The 22,627-nt window shown below is 63.8% G+C and carries 20 protein-coding genes; 5 read left to right on the plus strand and 15 right to left on the minus strand.

Going from position 1 to position 22,627, the window contains the following annotated elements:
• Positions 1-11: 11 nt before the first annotated feature.
• The 5 genes from ACEK02_RS11745 to ACEK02_RS11765 all read right to left on the minus strand — a co-directional run bounded on the left by ACEK02_RS11745 (position 12) and on the right by ACEK02_RS11765 (position 5,391).
• On the minus strand, positions 12-590 hold the full coding sequence (locus ACEK02_RS11745; RefSeq protein WP_371421882.1) for a sarcosine oxidase subunit gamma: 579 nt from the start codon (positions 588-590) through the stop codon (positions 12-14).
• A complete protein-coding gene (locus tag ACEK02_RS11750; protein ID WP_371421883.1) occupies positions 583-3,549 on the minus strand; it encodes a sarcosine oxidase subunit alpha family protein in 2,967 nt (988 codons plus the stop codon). The genes ACEK02_RS11745 and ACEK02_RS11750 overlap by 8 nt, the downstream gene beginning before the upstream one ends.
• Positions 3,546-3,806 (minus strand): sarcosine oxidase subunit delta, encoded by a 261-nt coding sequence (locus tag ACEK02_RS11755; RefSeq protein WP_371421884.1) that lies wholly within the window; start codon positions 3,804-3,806, stop codon positions 3,546-3,548. Before ACEK02_RS11755 ends, ACEK02_RS11750 begins: the two co-directional genes overlap by 4 nt.
• A 6-nt stretch (positions 3,807-3,812) precedes the next feature.
• On the minus strand, positions 3,813-5,063 hold the full coding sequence (locus ACEK02_RS11760; RefSeq protein ID WP_371421885.1) for a sarcosine oxidase subunit beta family protein: 1,251 nt from the start codon (positions 5,061-5,063) through the stop codon (positions 3,813-3,815).
• A gap of 109 nt (positions 5,064-5,172) precedes the next feature.
• Positions 5,173-5,391 (minus strand): hypothetical protein, encoded by a 219-nt coding sequence (locus ACEK02_RS11765; RefSeq protein WP_371421886.1) that lies wholly within the window; start codon positions 5,389-5,391, stop codon positions 5,173-5,175.
• A gap of 14 nt (positions 5,392-5,405) precedes the next feature.
• Between ACEK02_RS11765 and ACEK02_RS11770 the strand changes: the two genes are divergently transcribed.
• Positions 5,406-6,224, plus strand: a complete 819-nt coding sequence (locus ACEK02_RS11770) for an aldo/keto reductase (RefSeq protein ID WP_371421887.1) — start codon at positions 5,406-5,408, stop codon at positions 6,222-6,224.
• A gap of 83 nt (positions 6,225-6,307) precedes the next feature.
• Here ACEK02_RS11770 and nikR read toward each other — a convergent pair whose 3' ends face one another.
• Positions 6,308-6,745, minus strand: a complete 438-nt coding sequence (gene nikR / locus ACEK02_RS11775) for a nickel-responsive transcriptional regulator NikR (protein WP_371421888.1) — start codon at positions 6,743-6,745, stop codon at positions 6,308-6,310.
• A gap of 156 nt (positions 6,746-6,901) precedes the next feature.
• Here nikR and ACEK02_RS11780 point away from each other — a divergent pair, with 156 nt between their 5' ends.
• Both ACEK02_RS11780 and ACEK02_RS11785 read left to right on the plus strand, forming a co-directional pair.
• Complete coding sequence (locus tag ACEK02_RS11780) at positions 6,902-9,139, plus strand: TonB-dependent receptor (protein WP_371421904.1); 2,238 nt, start codon at positions 6,902-6,904, stop codon at positions 9,137-9,139.
• Positions 9,140-9,231: 92 nt separating this feature from the next.
• Positions 9,232-10,413: a lactonase family protein gene (locus tag ACEK02_RS11785; RefSeq protein ID WP_371421889.1), complete on the plus strand. Its 1,182-nt coding sequence runs from the start codon at positions 9,232-9,234 to the stop codon at positions 10,411-10,413.
• Between the two features lie 76 nt (positions 10,414-10,489).
• Here ACEK02_RS11785 and ACEK02_RS11790 read toward each other — a convergent pair whose 3' ends face one another.
• The 7 genes from ACEK02_RS11790 to ACEK02_RS11820 all read right to left on the minus strand — a co-directional run bounded on the left by ACEK02_RS11790 (position 10,490) and on the right by ACEK02_RS11820 (position 16,902).
• Entirely contained in the window at positions 10,490-11,425 is a 936-nt protein-coding gene (locus ACEK02_RS11790) for an MBL fold metallo-hydrolase (protein ID WP_371421890.1), read from the minus strand.
• Between the two features lie 161 nt (positions 11,426-11,586).
• Positions 11,587-12,486 carry an NAD(P)/FAD-dependent oxidoreductase gene (locus ACEK02_RS11795; RefSeq protein WP_371421891.1) on the minus strand — a complete coding sequence of 300 codons (900 nt, stop codon included), beginning with the start codon at positions 12,484-12,486 and terminating at the stop codon, positions 11,587-11,589.
• Positions 12,483-12,950, minus strand: a complete 468-nt coding sequence (locus ACEK02_RS11800) for an Rrf2 family transcriptional regulator (RefSeq protein ID WP_371421892.1) — start codon at positions 12,948-12,950, stop codon at positions 12,483-12,485. The genes ACEK02_RS11795 and ACEK02_RS11800 overlap by 4 nt, the downstream gene beginning before the upstream one ends.
• Before the next feature lie 117 nt (positions 12,951-13,067).
• Complete coding sequence (locus ACEK02_RS11805; RefSeq protein ID WP_371421893.1) at positions 13,068-14,279, minus strand: acyl-CoA dehydrogenase; 1,212 nt, start codon at positions 14,277-14,279, stop codon at positions 13,068-13,070.
• Positions 14,280-14,418: 139 nt separating this feature from the next.
• On the minus strand, positions 14,419-15,495 hold the full coding sequence (gene ribB / locus ACEK02_RS11810; RefSeq protein WP_371421894.1) for a 3,4-dihydroxy-2-butanone-4-phosphate synthase: 1,077 nt from the start codon (positions 15,493-15,495) through the stop codon (positions 14,419-14,421).
• A 160-nt stretch (positions 15,496-15,655) separates the two neighbouring features.
• Positions 15,656-16,552, minus strand: coding sequence for a sigma-70 family RNA polymerase sigma factor (locus ACEK02_RS11815; RefSeq protein ID WP_371421895.1), 897 nt, complete (start codon positions 16,550-16,552; stop codon positions 15,656-15,658).
• Positions 16,549-16,902 carry a hypothetical protein gene (locus ACEK02_RS11820; protein WP_371421896.1) on the minus strand — a complete coding sequence of 118 codons (354 nt, stop codon included), beginning with the start codon at positions 16,900-16,902 and terminating at the stop codon, positions 16,549-16,551. The genes ACEK02_RS11815 and ACEK02_RS11820 overlap by 4 nt, the downstream gene beginning before the upstream one ends.
• 123 nt (positions 16,903-17,025) lie before the next feature.
• On the opposite strand from ACEK02_RS11820, the gene ACEK02_RS11825 reads away from it, so the two are divergent.
• Positions 17,026-18,432, plus strand: a complete 1,407-nt coding sequence (locus ACEK02_RS11825; protein ID WP_371421897.1) for an MFS transporter — start codon at positions 17,026-17,028, stop codon at positions 18,430-18,432.
• Positions 18,433-18,445: 13 nt separating this feature from the next.
• Here ACEK02_RS11825 and ACEK02_RS11830 read toward each other — a convergent pair whose 3' ends face one another.
• Positions 18,446-20,170, minus strand: coding sequence for a cation:proton antiporter (locus ACEK02_RS11830; RefSeq protein WP_371421898.1), 1,725 nt, complete (start codon positions 20,168-20,170; stop codon positions 18,446-18,448).
• 174 nt (positions 20,171-20,344) lie between these two features.
• Here ACEK02_RS11830 and ACEK02_RS11835 point away from each other — a divergent pair, with 174 nt between their 5' ends.
• Entirely contained in the window at positions 20,345-21,583 is a 1,239-nt protein-coding gene (locus tag ACEK02_RS11835) for a PLP-dependent aminotransferase family protein (protein WP_371421899.1), read from the plus strand.
• A 76-nt stretch (positions 21,584-21,659) separates the two neighbouring features.
• On the opposite strand, the gene ACEK02_RS11840 is transcribed toward ACEK02_RS11835, so the two are convergent.
• Positions 21,660-22,505, minus strand: coding sequence for a DUF1499 domain-containing protein (locus tag ACEK02_RS11840; protein WP_371421905.1), 846 nt, complete (start codon positions 22,503-22,505; stop codon positions 21,660-21,662).
• Positions 22,506-22,627 lie beyond the last annotated feature (122 nt).

Raw genomic sequence — 22,627 nt, forward strand, 5'->3', positions numbered from 1 at the left:
GAAGCCGACGGTTACTCTACCGCCAGGCCGGCCAGCGCGGCCGACGCTTCCAGCCAGTGCAGGAAACTGCCGGCCATGCTGCGCGCGGCGGCGATGTGAAACGTCGGCGCTTCATCCACCTTCCACAGCGTTACGCCCATATGCGCGATCTGCGTGACCGCGACGCTGCCGGCGGGAAATGCCGTTGCGCCGAGATCGATGGCGACACCCTTGGCCAGCACGTCGAGCAGGGCCGGCCCGGTCAGCCGCAGCAATCCGACGCTGTCGGACTGATCGACCACCGAAGCGAGGCCGTCGAGCTGCTGCGCGAGACTGTCCACGAAACGCGGCGTGCCCGCGTCGTGTGTCACCAGCCAGCGGCCGGGACCGGTGCCAAGAAACGATGTCGCGTCGCTGCCGGAGCCATGCGGCCCGAGCGGCAGGTTGACGTCGAATTGTTCCTTCACGGCCGCAGCGAGCGCGGCACCCTGGCCCTTGCGGGCCATGACCGTTGCAATGGCGATGCCGCGACGTTCCCTGGCGATGACGCCGCGGCCATCGCCGATCGAGCGCAATTCAGCAAAAGCGGAGATATGAGCGAGATCAAGCACGCAGCCGCGCTCCTTCTGCATCGATGAAGACGGGATCGATCACTTCGAGCTCATAGTCGCCGGAACGCACCGGATCCCAGGCGCGGATGATCTCGCCGTGCCGCTCCGGCCCGCGCGCCAGCAGGCCAAGGCCGATCCAGTGGTTATGGCCCGGGCTGAAAGCGGTAGACGTAATGAAGCCGGCATTGGTGTCCGGCGCAGGCGTCACGCCGCGCGCGAACAGCAATGCGCCATTACGCAAACGCTGGCTGCGATCGACCGGCCGCAGGCCGACCAGTGTCGGCTGGTCGGGATCGATCAGCGCTTCACGCGCCGCCATGGTGCGGCCGATATAATCCTTCTTCACCGACATCATGCGTCCAAGCCCGAGATCGCGCGCAACCGTCTGGCCGTTGAGTTCGGAGCCGGCGACATGGCCCTTCTCGATCCGCATCACGGACAGCGCCTCGGTGCCATAGGGCGTCACGTCGAAGGCCTTGCCGGCCTGCATCAGCGCGTTGAACAGCGACTCGCCATGGCCCGCGGGCGCGGCGATCTCGTAAGCGAGCTCGCCGGAGAACGAGACGCGAAACAGCCGCAGCGGAATGTTGCCGACGTGGAATTCACCGCAGGCCAGATAGGGGAAAGCCTCGTTGGAGACGTCGAAGGCGTCGCCGAGCAGCGCTCGCAGCAGGTCGCGCGACTTCGGCCCGGCGACGGCATATTGCGCCCATTGCTCGGTGACAGACACCATCTGCACGTCGAGCTCGGGCCATAGCACCTGATGGCAGTATTCGAGATGCTGCATCACCTTGCCGGCATTCACCGTGGTGGTGGTCATCACATAGTGATCGGTCGAGAGACGCGCGGTGGTGCCGTCGTCCATGACGAAACCGTCCTCGCGCAGCATCACGCCATAGCGCACCTTGCCGACGGGCAGTGTCGAGAAGGTGTTGATATAGACGCGGTCGAGGAACGTGCCGACATCCGATCCGCACAGCGCGATCTTGCCGAGGGTCGAGACATCGCAGATGCCGACGCCGGAGCGCACGGCTTTCACCTCGCGGGTGACGCTCTGCAGCCAGTCGGTCTCGCCGGGCGCATTGAACCATTGCGCGCGCATCCATTGGCCGGCCTCGACAAAGGTGGTATTGGCTGCCGCGGAGGCGGCGTGGCTCGCCGTCAACCGCGTGGGCTTGAAATGCCTGGCCGTATGCAGGCCCGCGAAAGCGCCGATGGCAACGGGCACATGCGGCGGACGGGCCCGCGTGGCGCCGGTCTCGGCAATGGTCTTTTTGATCTCGCCGGCGAGAATGGCGAGGCCGTTGACGTTGGACGTCTTGCCCTGATCCGTCGCCATGCCGAGCGTCGTGTAGCGCTTGAGTTGCTCCACCGAACGAAAGCCCTCTTGGGCTGCGAGCGCGACATCGGTTGCCGTGACATCGTTCTGCAGATCGACGAATGCCTTGCGGCGCGATCCCTTGAACAGCCAGACCGGATTGTTGCCCGACGCCTCGTCGCTGGCGACGATCGGCTTCTGTGTCTGCAACCCGAGGCCGACATGCGAAGCCGCCTTCGCGCCGGCCAGCGCACCGTGCTCAAGCGCGTCTGCCAGCGTCCATTGCGCGGCTGCGGCGCCCGCGATCTGCATGCCCGGTGGCATGTCGCTGCAGAGAAACGCCGATTTCTCCTCCGACCAGTTGCCCTTGCCGCCGAGATGCGTGGCGATGCCGATGCTCGGCGACCAGCCGCCGGAGACGCCGAGCGTGTCGACGGCCACGCTGCGCGTCTGGCCAGCACTGTCAGTGATCGTGATGTTCGTCAGCCGGCGATAGCCCGATGTGTCCGAGACATGGGCCCCAAGAAATTGCAGCGCATTCCCTGCAAGCTTGCGGACATCGGGGGCGACCTCCGCGCGGGCATCGATCACGACGGCGATCTCGGCGCCCGCCTTCTGCAGGTCGGACGCACTGCGCCAGCCATCATCCGATGTCGTGAAGATGGCGATGCGCTGGCCGGGCGAGACGCCGAAGCGGTTGGCATAGGTGCGCAGCGCGGAGGCCAGCATGATGCCGGGCCGGTCATTGCCGGGAAACACCAGCGGTCGTTCCTGCGCGCCGGCGGCGAGCACGCACTGTTTGGCGACGATCTTCCACAGCCGCTGGCGTGGCATGAAAGGCGGCGGCACCGGCAGGTGATCGCTGACGCGCTCGATGGCGCCATATTCGCCGTCATAGGCGCCGAACACGGCGGTGCGCTTGAGGATGCGGACATGAGGCATCATCGCAAGCTCCGCTTCCGCCACCGCCGCCCATGACGCGGCGGAGACGTCATCGATCTGCGTGGTGTCACTGAGCAATCGTCCGCCGAGCACAAAGTCTTCCTCGGCCAGGATCACCCGCGCGCCGGCGCGCCCGGCAGACAGCGCTGCGGCGAGGCCGGCAGGACCGGCGCCAATCACCAGCAGGTCGCAGAAGGCGTGCGCTTTCTCATAGGTGTCGGGATCGTCGAGGGCGCTCAGCGCACCCAAACCGGCCGAGGCGCGGATCGCGGGCTCGTAGAATTTTTCCCAGAACGCCGCCGGCCACATGAAGGTCTTGTAGTAGAAGCCGGCATTCAGCAGCGGGCCGGCGAGCTGATGCACGGCGCGCAGATCGAAATGCGGCGACGGCCAGCAATTCTGGCTCGACGCGTCCAGCCCGTCGAACAGTTCGACCGTGGTGGCCTTGGTGTTCGGCTCGGCGCGCGCGCCCGAGCGCAGCGTCACCAGCGCGTTCGGTTCTTCCGGCCCGGCCGAAAAGATGCCGCGCGGCCGGTGATATTTGAACGAACGGCCGACCAGCATCATGTCATTGGCGAGCAGGGCTGACGCCAGCGTGTCGCCGGCATAGCCGCCATAGGTCTTGCCATCGAAAGTGAAGCTGACCGGCCTGGACCGATCGATCAATCCACCGGATGCGAGGCGATACGATGTGCTCATAACGTCGCCTCGTCATGGGCCAGCACGGCGTCGATCACTTCATGAGTCGAGACGTTACGCGTCACTTTCAGCCAGGCATGGCAGCCGGCTGCGTGATACCAATATTCCCTGTGAACGCCTGCGGGATTGTCGCGCAGATAGACATAGTCGAACATCGCATCGGCATTGCCGGGCGCGGGCCGGGGCAGCGTGGCATCGCCGGAATAGGCAAATTCAGAAGCGTCGCGGGATCCGCAATAAGGGCAGGGGATGCGCATGGGGCCTCAGTGCAGGTTCGGTTGGGCGCCCTGGCCCTTTTCATCGACGATGTGACCGGAGCGAAAGCGATCCAGCAGCAGCCGATTGGCGGCGGGATGCGGTTCGTCCTTCGCCAGCAGATGCGCGAACACCAGACCGGAGCCGGGCGTGGCCTTGAAGCCGCCATAGCACCAGCCGGCATTGAGATAGAGCCCTTTGACGTGGGTGCGGTCGATGATCGGCGAGCCGTCCATGGACATGTCGACGAGGCCGCCCCAGTTGCGCAGCATGCGCGCGCGGCCGATGGCCGGCATCAGCGCCATGCCACCTTCGCACACGTCCTCGACCACAGGCAGATTGCCGCGCTGGGCATAGGAGTTGTAGCCGTCGATATCGCCGCCAAACACCAGTCCGCCCTTGTCGGACTGGCTGATATAGAAATGTCCGGCGCCGAAGGTGATCACGCCGGGAATGATCGGCTTCAGCCCCTCGGAGACGAAAGCCTGCAGCACATGGCTTTCGATCGGCAGCCGCATCCCGGCCAGTGCCGCCACGCGCGAGGACGAGCCGGCGACGGCGAGCCCGATCTTCTTGGCCCTGATCACGCCGCGCGAGGTCTGCACGCCCACCGCGCGACCGTCGACGATGTCGATCCCTGTCACTTCGCAATTCTGGATCACATCGACGCCGCGGTCCGAGGCGGCGCGGGCATAGCCCCACGCCACCGCGTCATGGCGCACGGTGCCGCCGCGTTTCTGCAGCAGGCCACCCTGGATCGGAAAGCGCGCGGCATCGAAATTCAGGAACGGATAGAGCTTGCGGACGCCATCGCGATCCAGCAGCTCGGAATCGGCGCCGTTCAGCCGCATCATGTTGCCGCGCCGGGCATAGGCATCGCGCTGGCCGTCGGAGTGATAGAGGTTGAGCACGCCGCGCTGGCTGACCATGGCGTTGTAGTTGAAGTCCTGCTCAAGGCCTTCCCACAGCTTCAACGACAGCTCGTAGAGCGAGATATTCTCGGAGAGCAGGTAGTTGGAGCGGATGATGGTGGTGTTGCGGCCGATATTGCCTGACCCGATCCAGCTCTTCTCAAGGACGGCGATATTTCTGAGGCCGTATTCCTTTGCCAGATAATAAGCCGTCGCCAGTCCGTGCCCGCCGCCGCCGACGATGACAATGTCGTATTCGGCCTTGGGCGCGGCATCGCGCCATTGCGGCGTCCAGCCCTTGTGGCCGGTGAGGGTCTGCCTGAACAGCGACGTCAGCGAATAGCGCATGAAAAATCCGGGTGGCGATCAGGCCCGGAGTGTTGCGTATTTCGGGGATCGGTACTAGTCCATCAACGACATCAAGAAGCCCATTAGCGACATCGTGAAATCATGCCGCTCAGCGCGCCAGCCAGAAGCCCCCGAGCACCAGCGTCATGGCCAGCAGGCTGATGATCCCGAGGACCGCCGCAATGATGGCGAGCAGGCCGTGGGATTCCAGCCATCCGCGTAATGCCTTTTCCATGGTGTTGAACTCTCCCGGCGATTTGAATTTATCGTTGCAGGCTGGCACCGTATCAAACACTTCCGGCGCCGTCGTCTCGGGCGGTTTCGCCACATTGAGGAATTGACATGGACAACTTGAACACCCAGGGCATTCGCGTGCCGAAGCTCGGCCTCGGCACATTCAAGCTCACGGGCGAGGGTTGCGTCGCCGGCGTGGCAAGCGCCATCGGGCTCGGCTATCGCCACATCGACACCGCCGAAATGTATGGCAATGAGGCCGAAGTGGGCGCCGGCATCAAGGCTTCGGGCATTGCCCGTGGGGATCTGCATGTGACCACCAAGGTGTGGCATGAAAATTTGGCACCCGATGCCATCAAGCGCGCGTTCGACGCCAGCCAGAAGAAACTCGGGCTCGATGTCGTCGATCTCTATCTGGTGCATTGGCCGTCGAAAGGCATGGACCTGCCGGCGATCTTCAAAACGCTGATGGGGTTCAAGGACGAAGGCCGCATCCGCGCGCTCGGCGTTGCCAATTTCCCGGTCAAGCTGATGAAGCAGGCGGTGGAAGAGATCGGCGCGCCGGTCGCCTGCAACCAGGTCGAATACCATGCACTGCTCGACCAGACGAAGCTGCTGACCTATCTGCGGTCGAAGTCGATTCCGCTGGTGGCCTATTGTCCGCTCGGTCAGGGCCGGCTGGCCGATAACGATGTGATGAAAAAGATCGCGACCAAACACGGTGTCACCGCTGCGCAGGTCGCACTGAAGTGGCTGCTTGATCAGGATGGCGTTGCCGCAATCCCCAAGGCGTCGCGCAAGGAGAGCCAGCAAGCTAATCTGGATGCACTGAAGGTGACGCTGGACGACGAGGACCGCAAGACGATCGCAGCGCTGCCGAAGACCCAGCGGCTGGTGAATCCGGCGTTTGCGCCTGATTGGGATTGAGCGCTTTCTTATCCCTCCCCACTGCGCTTTGCTTGGGGAGGGAGACCATCAGCCGCGGTGTCAAAGGCATCGGCGCGTCCCCATCACCCGTGGCTGTGCCCCTTCTTCCCCTCCGGTTTCTTCCCCGTCGGCATCATCACCACCCGCCCGTATTTCACCCCGCGCTCGGCGATGATGTGGTCGGCGAAATGCTGCACCTCGCTGCCGGAGCCGCGCAGTGCGGTGACTTCCATGCAGTTGTCGCCGTCGAGATGCACATGCAGCGTTGCCAGCGAGAGATCGTGGTGATGGTGATAGGTGTCGACCAGCCGTCGTGACAGGTCGCGCTGGGCGTGGTCATAGACATAGACCAGAGCGGCCACGCATTCGCCGGTCTTGCCCTTCTCCTGCGCCGCCTGCTGCATGCCGGCACGGGCGAAATCGCGGATCGCTTCGGAGCGATTCTGATAGCCGTGTTCGGCGATCATCGCATCCAGCTCTTCCATCAGGTCGTCGTCGAGCGTGATCGTAATGCGCTGCATCGGTCCTCTCAAAGAGTATGACGAATCTTTGACTTCGTCATACTCGGTGTGTCAGTGTGTTCTCGTTGAACCCAGCATAGCCCGGCCGACTGACCGATGCATCGCTCTCTCTTTTCATCGGCCGGACTCGTATTGGCCTTGTCACTCACGACCGTCATGCCGTCGGTTGCGCAGCCGACGACCGTGCTGTCCCCCGTCGAGGTTCAGGCGCCGTCTCGGCATGCGGCGAAGCCGCGCGTGCCGCGCAGCGGGACCGAGGCAGGTCGATCGGCGCCGCGCAGTGTGACTGCACCGACCCAAGGCTCGGGGGGCGGAGGGGTCACGCCGGGCGTCGGCACGGCACAGGCGCCGGCCGCCTCCGCCAGCGAAAAGACGATCAGCGGCGCCGAGGTCAATGCACGGCCGCTGTCGCGCCCGGCCGAAGCGCTCGAAGTGGCGCCGGGCCTGATCATCACCCAGCATTCCGGCGAGGGCAAAGCCAACCAGTATTTTCTGCGCGGCGTGAATCTGGATCACGGCACCGATCTGGCGATCTCCATCGACGGCATGCCGGTGAACATGCGCACCCATGGTCATGGTCAGGGCTATGCCGATACGAATTTCCTGATCCCGGAGCTGATCAGTTCAGTGAATGTCCGCAAGGGTCCGTATTTCGCCGATGAAGGCGACTTCTCATCGGTCGGCGCGATCCATGTCAGCCTGATCGACAGTGTCGCGCGCACCATGGCGTCGATCACGTCAGGCAGTTTCGGCTACAACCGTGCCTTTGGTGTCACCTCGGGCAAAGTCGGCGAGGGCACGCTGCTGGTGGCCGCCGAGGCCAATATCTATAACGGCCTGTGGGACAATCCCGACAGGCTCCAGAAGCTCAACGGCGTGATCCGCTACAGCCAGGGTACCGCGGACAACGGTCTCTCGCTCACCGGCATGGCCTATGGCAACAAATGGAATTCCACCGATCAGGTCCCGCTGCGCGCGATCGCCTCGGGCGAGATCGGGCGCTATGGCGCGCTCGATCCGAGCGATGGCGGCAATTCGGAGCGTTTCTCGCTGTCCGGCCGTCTCAGGCAGACTGATGGGGACAGCGCCACCAAGCTCGATTTCTACGTCATCAAGAGCAGGCTCAATCTGTGGAACAACTTCACGTTCTTCCTGAGCGATCCCGTCAATGGCGATCAGTTTCATCAATATGATGATCGCGTGCTCGGCGGCATCAATGCCTCGCATAAATTCAAGTACACGATCGCTGGCTTCCGCAACGAGACCGAAGTCGGACTCCAGAGCCGCTACGACGATATCAATGTCAGCCTCGGCAATACCATCCAGCGGCAATATCTCTCCACCACCCGCAGCGACGGCGTCAAGGAAGGCAGCGTCGGCGTGTTCGTGCAGAACACCACATTCTGGACCGGCTGGCTGCGCACCAATGTGGGCTGGCGCGGCGACTCTTACGACACCGCGGTCAATTCGTTCTTCACTCCCGCCAATTCCAGCAGCGCCACGGCCACCATCGGCAGCCCCAAGGCGGGTCTGGTGATAGGTCCCTTTGCGAAGACCGAACTATTCCTGAACGCCGGCGAGGGCTTTCACAGCAACGATGCGCGCGGCGTGACCATCAGGGAATCGCCGTCGGACGGGTCACCCGTCGATCATTCGCCATTCCTGGTGAAGACCAAGGGCGCAGAGATCGGACTGCGCACGAAGCTCGTGCCGGGCCTGACCAGTTCACTTGCCTTGTTCATGCTGGATTCGGCCTCGGAGATATTGTTCGTCGGCGATGCCGGCACCACAGAAGTCAGCCGCCCCAGCCGCCGCGTCGGCTTCGAATGGACCAACGATTACAAGCCGACATCATGGCTGAGCCTCGAAGCCGACCTCGCGATGACGCGCGCGCGCTTTCGCGGCAGCAATGCCGATCAGGCAGCGGCCTATGCGGAGCTCGACGGCTATCCGGCCTCGCAGATCGGCAACGCGCCCGGCAATCTCATTCCCGGTGCGCCGAACATGATCGCCTCCGCCGGCATTCGTCTGGGCGAAGCCACCGGCTGGTTCGGCGCGCTGCGCTATCGCTATTTCGGTCCACGCCCGCTGACGGAAGACGCGGCATTCATTTCGCCGGCGACGGGATTGCTGAACGGTCAGTTCGGCTATCGCTTCGACAATGGCTGGCGTATCCAGCTCGATGCCTTCAACATGCTCGACAGCAGGTCCGACCAGATCACCTATGCCTATGGTTCGTTGCTGAAAACGGACTCGCTATTCGCCGCGTGCTTCCCCGCAGGCGGCGGAGCGCCGACGGCGCCCGCCGCCGTGTGCCAGACCGGCATCATGGACCGTGTGCTGCATCCGGTGGAGCCGCTGGCGTTGCGGGTAACGGTGGCCGGTCGGTTCTGATTGCGTCGTTCTGACTTTGCCGCAGCGCAGCTTGCCAATTCCAGAGGGCGGTAGCATCATCCCTCCCAATTAAAAGAGGCAGGGAGGTGTTGATGCTCGCACGGGTTCGCTCCATCTCGCGTCATTGGCCATTCACGCGTGCCAGCGCCAGTTTGAAGGCGCTGCGGGCAATCGTCTCGCTCCCGCTAGCAACAGGGCTCATCATGTCGTCGGCCAGCGCCGCCAGTTATGTCTATGTCGGCAATGCCGACAGTCAGAACATCAGCGTTCTCGAACTGAAAACGAATGGCGATCTCGCTGCGATCGAAACCGTGGCGGTGCCGGGACCGGCCAAGCCGGGCGGTTCGCTGCCGCTGGCCATCAGTCCCGAGAAGCATCGGCTCTATGCCGGTTTGCGCAACGAGCCCTATACGGCCGTGACCTTCGATATCGATGCCAAGACCGGAAAGTTGAAGCTGGTCGGTCCCGGGCCGCTGGCGGATTCCATGGCCTATCTCACCATTGATCGCACCGGGCGATTTCTGCTCGGCGCTTCCTATGGCGGCAACAAGGTGACGGTGAATGCGATCGGGCCGAATGGCGTGATCGCACCGGCGCAGCAGGTGGTTGCCACCGAGCCGAATGCGCATTGCATCATCGTCGATCCCACCAACCGCTATGTGCTGCATACGAGCCTCGGCGGCGATGTCATCTATCAGCAGAAATTCGATGCCAAAGCCGGCAAGCTGACGCCGAACGATCCGCCGACCGTCAGCGTGAAGGCGAAAGGTGGCCCGCGCCATCTGGTGTTCTCGCCCGACAAGAAGTTCGTCTATCTGCTCAACGAGCTCGATGCGGCGATCTATGTGTTTCCGTGGGATGCCGCGACCGGCACCTTGAAGAAGGAAACCCAGGTCGCATCTGCCTTGCCGACGGGCTTTGATGGCAAGCCCTTTGAGGGAAAGCCTTTTGAGGGAAAGCCTTGGGCGGCGGATATCCATCTGACACCGGACGGCAAGTTTCTCTATGCGTCCGAGCGCACCAGCAACACCATCGCGGGTTTCCGCGTCGATCCCAAGACCGGTGCACTGACATCGCTCGGCTCCACCGCCACCGAGAAGCAGCCGCGCGGATTCAATATCGATCCGTCCGGCCGCTATCTGCTGGCGGTCGGTCAGCTCTCGAACAGCATGACGGCCTATGCCATCGACAAGTCGAAGGGAAACCTGACCAAGCTGAGCGAGACGGCTGTGGGCAGGAATCCGAACTGGGTCGAGATCGTGAACCTGCCGTAGCGGTTATGTTGTGGCGCAGGCCTCTCGCTCCCTCTCCCGCTCCCTGCGAAGCAAAGCTTCGCCAGGCGGGGAGAGGTTAGGACGCCATCCGATAGCTGCCACCGATTACCGGATCACCATCCGTCAGCACGATGCCGCGGGCGACGAGATCTTCCAGATGCGCCAGCACCGAATAGCCGGCGGCATTGGTCAGGCGCGGGTCGAGGCCGATATAGATGGCGCGCACGATGGTCGGGATATCCGCTTCGCCCTTGCCGAGACGATGCAGGATCGAGGTTTCGCGGGCGCGGCGGTGGCGAATGAGAAAGCGCACATAACGCTGTGCGTCGGGAATATCCGGACCGTGGCCGGAGAAATACAGGTCCTCGTCACGTGCCGCGAGTTTGTCGAGCGAGGCCATATAGTCGATCATCGAGCCATCGGGCGGCGCGACAATCGACGTCGACCAGCCCATCACGTGATCGGCGACGAACAGATACTTCTTCTCGCGCCAGGCAAAGGCCATGTGATTGGCCGTATGGCCCGGCGTCGCCACGCCTTCCAGCGCCCAGCCGTCGCCTTCGATCACCTCGCCGTCGGCGACAAGCACGTCCGGCTTGAAGTCGCGGTCGGCGCCTGACTCCGGCGAATGTTTTTCGCTCTCGAAGCGCGGCCGCGAGGCGCGGTGCGGACCTTCGGCATAGACCGTGGCACCGGTGGCGGCCTTGAGCGCCGCAGTGTTCGGCGAATGATCGCTATGGGTGTGGGTGACGAAAATATGCGTCACGGTCTCGCCCTTTACGGCATCGAGCAGCGCCTGCAGATGGGCATCATTGGCCGGGCCGGGATCGATGATCGCGACCTTGCCGGTGCCCACGATATAGCTGTTGGTGCCGGTGAAGGTGAAAGGCGAGGGGTTATTGCAGAGAACGCGGCGCACGCCCGGGCGAACCTGATCGACGACGCCGGCCTTCAGCGGATAATCGCGATTGAACGGAATGTCGTCGTTGGCGCCGTTGTCCTTGTCGCTCATGGTCGGTCCTTCCCAGTCTGTTCTCAGCCTGTGATGACTAGCAAGGGGAGCGGGGAAAGCAAACGGCGGCGCGTCGCGGCTGATATGCGTCAGATCTCGTCATTCCGGGGCGGGCGCGGCGCCGCAGGCAACGGGACTGGACCCGGAATGACGAGTGTGTGCTACCCGTGTCCCGTTCCGAACATCAACGACCGGTGCGCGCCGACCCCGGCCATCGCACCGTCGCCGACAGCCAGCGCCACCGAGCCCGTCGCGCGCGCCATGTCACCGCAGGCGAACACGCCGGGAACTGTGGTTTCCTTGAACATGTCGGTTTGCAGGAACGGTCCCATCGGCCCGTCTTCCATGGTGCAGCCGAGTTGCGCGCCGAGGGGCGAGGCCGGGCTGGTGCGCGTCAACGTGAACATGCCGTCGAGCGGAATGATGCGGCCATCAGCGAGTTCGACGTCGACGGATGCTCCGGAGAGTTTCGCGATCGGCGCGTGTTCGATGGTGACGTCGCGCTTCTTCAGTTGAGCCATCTGTCCGGCGTCCGGCTCGAAGGCGCCATTGAGAAACAACGTTGTCGATCCCCAGTCCGGCAGCATCAGGGCGTGATGCATCGACATCTCGGACGATGCCAGTACGCCGATGCGGCCCTGATCCAGTTCATAGCCGTCGCAATACGGACAGTGAAACACATGCTTGCCCCAGCGCTCGGCGAGGCCGGGGACATCCGGCAATGTATCGACCACGCCGGCAGCGAGGATGATGCGCCTGGCTTGATAGCGCGCGCCGTTCTCGGTGCTGACAGTGAAAGCGTTCGCTTCGCCTTCACTCGTTGTGGCCTTCGCATCGACCCACGCGACCGTGGGATATTTCATCAGCTGTGCACGGGCGTCTGCAGCGATCGCGCCGGGGGCGCGGCCATCCTGGCCGAGAAAGCCATGGGAGTGTTCAGCGAAGCGATTGCGCCGCTGGCCTGAATCCATCACCAGAACCTTGCGGCGGGCGCGCACCAATTGCAGCGCTGCGGAGAGGCCGGCATAGCTGCCGCCGATGACGATGGCATCGAAACTCATGATTTCTTCCTTGGAGTCCTGGTAGGCGTTTTGCTGCGATAGTCCTCCGCCCGCGCGTGAAAATCCGCGGCGAGTTGCGCCAGCGTGACATCCGCAAGGCGGCCGATCAGAACCGCTTCCGCGTCCGCGAAAGCCGATGTGAGCGAGTGATTGACGGCCTGTTCGACAAGGCAGGTCGGGCTTTCCAGATGAATGCCCATGGCCATCAGGCTGGGCTTGCCCAGCGCGTCATAGATGTCCTTCAGCGTCACGGTGGCGAGGTCGCGCGCGATCTCCCAGCCGCCGCCATGGCCCTTTTCGGAACGCACGAAGCCGGCATCGCGCAGCCCCGCCATGGTGCGGCGGACGACCACCGCATTGGTGGTCATGCACATGGCCAGTTCGGCCGAGGTCATCGGGCGATTTTGTTCGGCCATGTGCAGCAGCGCATGCAGCGTGGCGGAGAGGCGGCTGTCTCGTCTCATGTAACTTATGATGATACATGATGCCGGGCACGTCAACCCTCCGTCATTCCGGCTTCGCCAAACGAAAAATGCCCGGCGCGAGGCCGGGCATTTCGAAACATTGAAAGCGAGTGGCGCTTAGCCGAACGCCTGGATGCCCGTGATGGCGCGGCCGAGGATCAGCGCATGCACGTCGTGGGTGCCCTCATAGGTGTTCACGGTCTCCAGGTTCTGCGCGTGGCGCATCACATGGTATTCGGCCTGGATGCCGTTGCCGCCGTGCATGTCGCGGGCCATGCGGGCGATATCCAGCGACTTGCCGCAATTGTTGCGCTTCACCACCGAGATCATGTCCGGGTGGAAATTGCCCTCGTCCATCAGGCGGCCGACGCGCAGTGAGCCCTGCAGACCGAGCGAGATTTCGGTGAGCATATCGGCGAGCTTCTTCTGCACCAGCTGGGTGGCCGCGAGCGGGCGGTTGAACTGCTTGCGGTCCAGCGTGTACTGGCGGGCGCGGGCCATGCAGTCCTCGGCGGCGCCGAGCACGCCCCAGGAGATGCCGTAACGGGCGCGGTTGAGGCAGCCGAACGGACCCTTCAGGCCCGACACGTTGGGCAGGAGGTTCTCTTCCGGCACGATCACGCCGTCCATCACGATCTCGCCGGTGATCGAGGCACGCAAGCTGAGCTTGCCGCCGATCTTCGGTGCGGTGAGGCCCTTCATACCCTTCTCGAGAATGAAGCCGCGGATCTGGTTGTCATGGGCGGCGGACTTCGCCCACACCACGAACACGTCGGCGATCGGGGCGTTGGAGATCCACATCTTGGAGCCGGACAGCTTGTAGCCGTCCGACACCTTCTCGGCGCGGGTCTTCATGCCGCCGGGATCGGAACCGGCATCGGGTTCGGTGAGGCCGAAGCAGCCGACCCATTCGCCGGTGGCGAGCTTGGGCAGGTACTTCTTGCGCTGTTCCTCGCTGCCATAGGCATAGATCGGATACATCACCAGCGACGACTGCACCGAGTTCATCGAGCGGTAGCCGGAATCGACGCGCTCGATCTCGCGGGCCACGAGGCCGTAGGCGACGTAGCTGGCATTGGCGCAGCCATAGTCTTCCGGCAGCGTGATGCCGATCAGGCCGAGTTCGCCCATCTCGTTGAAGATTTCGCGGTCGGTGTGTTCATTGAGATAAGCGTCGCTGACGCGCGGCAGCAGCTTGTCCTGGGCGTAAGCGCGCGCGGTGTCGCGGATCATGCGCTCGTCTTCGGTGAGCTGGCTATCGAGCAGGAACGCATCGTCCCACTGAAAATTCGCAGCAGGCTTGTCCTTACCCTTGGGGGCAACGCTCATCGAAATCCCTTTCATATCGTGGCTGGTTCGTGCGCAGGCTTTTTGGTTTCCTTGCCTGCGCATTTACGTCTCACATAGGTCATTGCCGCCAGAGGTGGCCCTGGCCTATGTGGAATTCGGTATTTTAGGTCTTCGACCTTTAGCCATCAAGCTGTTCGTTGCAGGCGATCTCGATGCCGAAACCCGACAGGCCCTTATAGTCATGGGTCGACGAAGTCAGGTGGCGGATCGAGGTGACGCCGAGATCGCGCAGGATCTGTGCACCGACGCCGATTTCACGCCACTGCCGGTTGCGGTCGGCTTCTGCCGACTTCGGCGCATCGAGCGGCTCGACGGGAACCCCCGCAGCACCATCGCGCAGGTAGACCAGCACGCCACTGCCGTCCTTCTTGAAGCGCTCCAGCACAGCCTGCATCTTGACCGGGCCGTAGAAGATATCTTTGACGATGTTCGGTTTGTGAAAGCGCGTCAGCACGTTTCTGCCGTCGCCGACGCTGCCGTAAACGAAGGCCACATGGTGGATCGGATCGAACGGCGAGCGATAGGAATAGCCGTGCAGCGGGCCGATCGGACTCTCGGTAATGAAGCTCGAGACGCGCTCGATCAGTTTCTCGCGCGCCTGACGATAGGCGATCATGTCAGCGATCGTGACATGCTTGAGCTTGTGCTTCGCCGCGAAGTCGACGACCTGCTGGCCCTTCATCACCGAGCCATCGTCGTTCATCAATTCGCTGATGACGCCGACCGGGGCGAGATTGGACAGCTTGCAAAGATCGACCGCAGCTTCGGTATGGCCGGAGCGCATCAGCACGCCGCCCTCCCTGGCGATCAGCGGGAAGATATGGCCGGGGCGGGCGAAGTCATTGGCGCCGGCATTCGGATTGGCCAGCGCGCGGCAGCAGGAGGCACGCTCGTCGGCCGAAATGCCGGTGCCGCCATCGGGCTTGTAGTCGATCGAAACGGTAAAGGCGGTGGTGTGATTGCTATCGTTGTTGACGACCATCGGATCGAGCCGCAACCGGCGCGCATCCTCGGTGGTGATCGGTGCGCAGACGATGCCGGAGGTATGCCGGATGATGAAGGCCATCTTCTCGGCGGTACAGAAGGACGCGGCGACGATGAGGTCGCCTTCGCCCTCGCGGTCGTCATCGTCGGTCACCACGACCATTTCGCCGGCGGCAAAGGCTTGCAGAACGTCTGAAATCGGGTCGGCCATGCGTGTACTCTTGCTCTGTGTGAGGTCCATATGGCGCAGAGCGGCAGGCGGTGCAACCCACGGGATCGTATGGCGGGTCGCCATCGTCCGCAGTGCGGAATTGAGCCCGATTCATCCCCCACATGTGCAGGAAGCGGGAGAAATGCGCAGCGCCGTCAGTCTAGCACAGCGCGACCACGGCTGCACTTTCGATCGCATAGCGCGCATACCGAAAGTCGCGGATGTGCAGCAGGCGGTTGCCGCTCCAGGCGAGCAGCACGAAATACAGCGGCGGTCCGCCGGGATCGCGGACATCGCATACCAGCGCCGCGGCGCGCCCTTCCACCGTGCCGGCGACCAGATGCCAGTCCTGCAGTTTGTCGTAGTTGGTGAAATACTTCGAGACCTCTGCACGGCCGGCAACCTTGTGGCGGGCAACCAGATCGAGCCGCACCTCATCCGCCAGCATGGCGCGGACAGCATCGACATCGCGCGCGTTGAAGCGGTCGATATAGGCGGTCAGCAGCGCATGCTCGCGGGCCGATAGCGCAGGCGGCCGCGCGTCCTCGGGCTCGGCTGCCAGTTCGCGCAGCCGCGCGCGGCCGCGATGCAGGGCGGCCTTGACGGCGGGCAGGGTAGCGCCGGTCACGCCGCCGATATCGTCCAGGGTGTAGCCGAGCACATCCATCAGGATGACGCTGGAGCGCTGCGCCGCCGGCAACCGCATGAAAGTGCGCAGACTGGCGGCGGCGATCTCGCGGCCCTGCACAATATCGGTCGGCTCGATCAGCATTGCCAGATCCTCGTCGGACAGGTCGCCTGCGCGCCGGGCGCGGAGGCGCAGGAAATCCAGCGCAGTGTTGTGCGCGATCCGGAACAGCCAGCCCTCCGGCCTGGCGATCGGGCCCGCATCGGCAAAGGCCTCGAGCGCCTTGATGATCGCCTCCTGAACCACGTCCTCGCCGTCGATCACCGAGCCGGTCATGCGCGCGCAATAGCGATGGAGCTTCGGCCGGAGCTCCCCAAGCAATCGATCGAACGCATCACGGCTGGCGGCCGGCGCGGCGAAATCGCTCATCGTGGATCCAGCATGCGGTAATTGCCGACGATGGTCGCGGCATGCGCCAGCGGCGGTTCGGCGCAGCGCTCCTTGATGCCGCTCTGGAACAGTTTGAAGGCATCGAGCTCGGGCACCGAATTGCGCCCGTCAGCGTCCTCGACAAAGTGAACAAAACTGCCGTCGCCCAGTCTGAGCACCATGTAGCGGACTCCCTCCGGCGCCTTGGCCTGCAGCTCCCGGAACACGTTCTCGATGAGGCGCTGATTTTCCGCAGCCGCATCGTCTTTGGTCCGGTAGCGTATCAAAGTTCGCTTCATTTGCCTGCTCCGTCGTTCGCGCCGGTCGTCACCGCCGGGCTCCTGATCCAAGGACGATGCTGGTGGCGCAAAGGATGCGCAGGCACGAAATTTTTTTTCCTGCATCCTTTGCCGCCCCTCATTCGTCCTCGGGACACAGCCTGCAAGGTGCGGGCTCCTGGAGCGGGATGTGACATGACACAGGGCGACGAGACGACGACGAAAAACTGGGTGCTGGCACTGACCTCGGCCGCATCCTTCATGGCGGCGCTGGACTCGCTGGTCGTGACCACCGCACTCGGTACCATCCGCAGCGACCTGGGCGCCTCCATCGAGATGCTGCAATGGACCGTCAACGCCTACAACCTGTCCTTCGGGGTACTGCTGCTGACCGGGGCCGCGCTGGGTGACCGGTTCGGGCGCCGCCGCCTGTTCGTCGCAGGAATCGGCCTTTTCGTCGTCGCTTCCGGGATATGCGGGATGTCGAAAACCGCCGGCGCATTGATCGCGGGGCGCGCGTTGCAGGGGGCCGGGGCTGCGCTGCTGATGCCGCTGGCCATGGCGCTGCTCGGCGTCGCTTTCCCGCGCGAGCAGCGCGCCAGGGCGCTGGGTATCCTGGGCGGTATCACCGGACTGGCGCTGATCGCCGGGCCAATTGTCGGCGGTGCCATCGCCGCGGGCTTCGCCTGGCAATGGATCTTCTGGATCAACCTGCCGGTCGGCCTGGTGGTGCTGCCGCTGGTCTATCTGCGGATTCCGGAAAGCCGAGGCCCGGCCGCCGCGCTCGACATCGGCGGCATCGCGCTGGTCAGCAGCGCCGCATTTGCGACCGTCTGGGGCCTGACGCGCGGCAACACGGCCGGCTGGACCGCGCCCGAGGTGGTGACGGCGCTGACCGCCGGCATCCTGCTGGCGGTTGGCTTCGTCGCGTTCGAATGGCGCACACCGCAGCCGATGCTGCCGATGCCGCTGTTCCGCAGCCGCGCTCTATCGTCCGGCATCGCGGCCAGCCTGCTGCTCTATGCCGCCATGTATGGCGTGCTGTTCTTCGTCGCGCAGTTCTTCCAGACCGCGCAGGGCTTCGGGCCGCTCGGTGCCGGGCTGCGCATCATACCCTGGACCGCCACCTTGTTCGTGTTCGCACCGCTCGGCGGGCGGCTGGTCAACCGGCTCGGCGAGCGGCCGCTGGTGGTCGGCGGCTTGCTGCTGCAGGCGACCGGAATGGCGTGGATCGCCATGATCGCTGCGCCCGATGGAGCCTTCACCGCATTGGCGGCGCCGATGATCCTTGCCGGCGCCGGGGTGTCGCTGGCGATGCCCGCCGCTCAAAATGCAGTCATCAGCGCGGTTTCGCCCGCCGACATCGGCAAGGCCTCGGGAGCCTTCAACATGTTCCGCTTTCTTGGCGGGGCACTCGGCATCGCCCTTATGGTCGCGGTCTTCAATCGGTTCGGCGGCTTGCAGACGCCGGAGACATTCAGCACCGGCTTCCGGGCCGCACTGGGCGTGGCTGCCGTTCTGTCAGCCGCCGGCGCCGCCGTTGCGCTGATGTTGCCGGACCGCATACGGCCAGCGCTCGCGCCCGCCAGCGCCGCGACGTAACCGCCGGCAGAAGCTACGGCAGCACTTCCCGGCGTTCGGCCAGTTGCGCGTCCGTTTCGGCGCGTTTGGCGTCGAGCAGGCCCTGATCGACGGCCTCGATGACCTCATACAGCGCATGGGCGTCGCTGAGCCGGGGCACGGTGACGTAGTCGGCGCCGGCCGCGTAAATATCGTTGACGTCGCCGAGCACATCCGCCGTCGAGATGATCTTGGCGGTCGGGTTGATCGAGCGGACGTGGCGGACCAGCTTCTCGTTATTCGCGCCCTTCAGGAGCGAGTCCGGCACGCTGAGGATGATGATCTCGGCCTTGCCGACGCCGGCATGGACCAGCGTGTCGACATTGCTGATGTCGCCATAGATCACGTGCTGGCCGCGCCCGACCAGGGTGCGGAAGACGTTGGGATTGAAGTCGACGACACTGATCTGGTCGAGCAGCGATGCGTTCTGGCGCTCGATCTCGGCGAGCAGGGCGGATGCCGTGCGGAAGAAGCCGAGAATGACGATGCGGCGGGCATCGCCATGACCGGCGTGATCGGCCTCGCCGGCCTGGCCGTGATCGAGGTCGCGCAATCCGATCCGCTTCAACGGACCGATCAGCAGGCGCGTGATCCGGTCGCTGCGCATCATGGTGAAGGTCGAGAGCACCGCGAGGATGACGAAGGCAAAGGACGCAGCGCTGGAGGTCTGCGTGGTGATATGGCCGGCAGCAATGCCCGTCTGCAACACCACCAGCGAGAATTCGCTGATCTGCGCCAGATTGAGCGCCGGCAGCAGGCTGGCGCGCAGGCCTTGCTTCATCAGATAGAGCGGCGTGAAGGTGGTGAGCAGACGGCTGACCACGGTGAACACGGCGATGATCAGTGCGAGACCGATGGTCGCGCCGTTCGGGATCGGGATCGTCATGCCGACGGCGACGAAGAACAGCGTAATGAAGAAGTCCCGCAGCGTCGTCACCTTGGCGGTGACGTCGAGCGCATAGGGGAAGGTCGATAGCGATACGCCGGCGACCAGCGAGCCCATCTCGCGCGACAGATGCAGCCGTTCGGCGATCTCGCCGATCAGGAAGCACCAGGCCAGCGCGCCCAGGAGCACCAGTTCAGGGCGCCGTGCGATCTGGTGGAACAGTGGCGGCAGCACATAGCGGCTCAGGATCAGCGCGGTGGCGACCAGCACGCCGACGCGCGCGATCGACAGCGCGATGACGCTGACCTGCAGATCGGCGAGACTCGGCTGCACCGCCAGAAACAGGATCGCGAAGATGTCCTGCAGCACCAGGATGCCGAGGGTGATGCGGCCCGGCAGGGTGTCGAGCTCGCGTTTCTCATACAGCACCTTGACGATGACCACCGTCGAGGACAGTGCGCAGGCGACGCTGAGATACAGCGCATCGAAGCCGCCACCGCCGAGCTTGAGGCCGAGCGCCATGAAGAAGGCCGCGCCGAGCACGCAGCCGGCGATCAATTGCCCGCCCGCGGCGAACAGGATGACCTGGCCGGCGCGGATGATCTTCTTCAGGTCGATCTCGAGACCGATCATGAACAGCATGAAGATCAGGCCGAGTTCGGAAATCGTGCTGATGGATTCGTCCGACTTGACCCAGCCGATGCCGAATGGCCCAATGATGAAGCCGGCAATCAGATAAGCAAGAATCAACGGCTGCCGGGTGATATGCGCAACGAGCCCGATGCCCCACGCAAACAGGATACACAGCGTGATATCGCGGATTAAGTCGTGCATGCACCTGCCGGAAAAAGCTTGTCTTTGCGGCGGCACTCTAATGGTGCAGCGCGTGAGGGCAAAGGGGTAAAATCCGGCATTCAGCGCATGATACACGCGGAGGGCGGTCCAACGAGGCAGCCTTCATCATAAAAGCGGCCTTTAATACAAAAAGGCGACAGGGAGACGACGTTCATGACCACCACCGCACGGTTCGATTACGCGCCATTGCTGCCTCCGGGCCTGCCTGCACCTGCGGCAAAATGGACCGGTCTCGCCAAATACAGCTTTGTCGGCGGGAATAACGACATGGATCAGGTGCCGGTGGAGGGCCTGACCGCTGCCGCCAATGCGGTCATGCTGCGCGAGGGCCGTACGCTGGCAACATATGGTCTGGCGAGCGGTCCGCAGGGCTATCTGCCGCTGCGCGATTTTATTGCGGCCAAGCTGAAGCGCGATGCGAGCATCGATTGCACCGCCGACGACGTGCTGGTCGTTTCCGGCTCGCTACAGGCGCTCGATCTCGTCAATTACAGCCTGCTCGCCAAGGGCGACACCGTCATCATCGAGCGCGACTGTTATCAGGGCTCGATCAACCGGCTGACGCGGATGGGCGTCAATATCGTCGGCATCCCGCTGGATCAGGACGGCATGCAGATGGATGCGCTGGCCACAGCACTGGAAGACCTCAAGACGAAGGGCATCCGCCCGAAATATATCTACACGATCCCGACGGTGCAGAATCCGACCGGCACCATCATGCCGGAGACTCGCCGCCGCGAATTGCTGGCGTTGTCGGCCAGATACGGCGTCCCGATTTTCGAGGACGATTGCTATGCCGATCTGATCTGGAACGGCGAGCGGCCGCCGGCGCTTTACGCGATGGATAAGACCGGCAGCGTGATCCATATCGGCTCGTTCTCGAAATCGATCGCGCCGGCGCTGCGCGTTGGTTACATCGTTGCGCCCTGGGAGATCATGTCACGCATGCTGGCGCTGAAGACCGATGCGGGGTCCGGTGCGCTGGAGCAGATGGTCCTCGCCGAATATTGCGTGCCGCATTTCGCCAGTCATGTGCCCAAGGCGACGCGCGGTCTGCGCGCCAAGCTGGAGACGCTGATGGACGCGCTCAACGAACAGTTCGGCACGGCGGCAGAATTCGATGATCCCCGCGGCGGCATCTTTCTGTGGGTCAAGCTGCCCGCCAATGTCGATGCCATGAAACTGTATCAGGCCGCCCTCAAGGCTGGCGTTGCCATCAATCCCGGCCCGGAATGGTCCGTCGACAAGGCCTATGCCGGCAGCCACATCCGGATCTGTTTTGCCAGCCCGACGCATGACGAAATCCGCGAAGGCATCGCGGTTCTCGCCGACGTGTGCCGGCAGGAGTTCGGCGTGCCCGAGCGGATCGCCAATGTGGAGAAACGTGCGTAGGGATAACTGCGTCGCTGCAATCTAACCTGTCCCCGCAAGTGCGGGGCGAGGGAGCGGGAGGCCGGCGTATCGGAGCCTACTTCTTAGCGCCCTTCGCCGCGGCCTTCGCCGGCGTCGCCGCCTTCTTCGGTGCCGGCGCGCTGTCGACGGCCGTGTTGATATCGTCGATCAGCTTGGTGATGCGCGCCGCGTTGCTGCCGAGGTCGCCTTCGAAATAGCGCGACGACGAGCGGATATCGACGCGCGAGCCCTCGCCGTCGGGTGTGAAGCGGATCGAGACGTCCTCGCGAAAACCCATGATCGGCGTGCGTGCCACCGCCTCGATGCGGCCGATGCGGCGCGGCGGCAGTGGCGGGCGCTCGTCGATCACCAGCCATTTGCGCTTGTTGACCAGCGCCAGGGTCACGTCATAGGCGCGCTGCACCGGCACTTCCAGTTCGACCGGCTCGATATCAGGATAGGCGACGCGCTGCTGTTCGGCGGAGTAAAGGCCGGCATAGACGGCGGAGTTGGTGTCGTCGCCGATACGCAGCCGTGCCAGCGCCTCGAAGCGCGGCGGGTCGATCGGGTCGGTGGTGATGTCGTGGATCTTCGGCAGCTTGCGATACTGGTACGCAAGGTAGCCGGGATAAGCCAGGATCGCCGCGTCGAGCATCAGCGCCACCAGGATCACGCTCATGCCGCGCGATCCGTTCTGCCAGATCGCGGCAAAGCCGGCGAGCGCGACCAGGATCGACAGGCCGGCAAAGCCCAATGCCCCGAAGAAGGTCATCAGCGCCGGTTTCACCTCGAGGAACCCGAAGCGAACGATGATGATCGATGTGAGGGCCGCGAGGGCGGCAAAAACCGCAAGGCGCCGCGCCCACAGCGCCAGGCTGGATACTGGCTCCGACTGGTAGGCGGCCGAAAACCTGCGTGCCATGGGGAATTTCTGCCGGATTGAGCTTGCGAAGGCGCTGATAGCGCCGGGTTCCGAATAGGGTGCTTGAGACCATGCCGGGCCGGGAATTTCAAGGCACTTTGGCGGACACCAGCCCTCATCCT

The organism is Tardiphaga sp. (genome assembly GCF_041424195.1).
Lineage (GTDB): Bacteria > Pseudomonadota > Alphaproteobacteria > Rhizobiales > Xanthobacteraceae > Tardiphaga.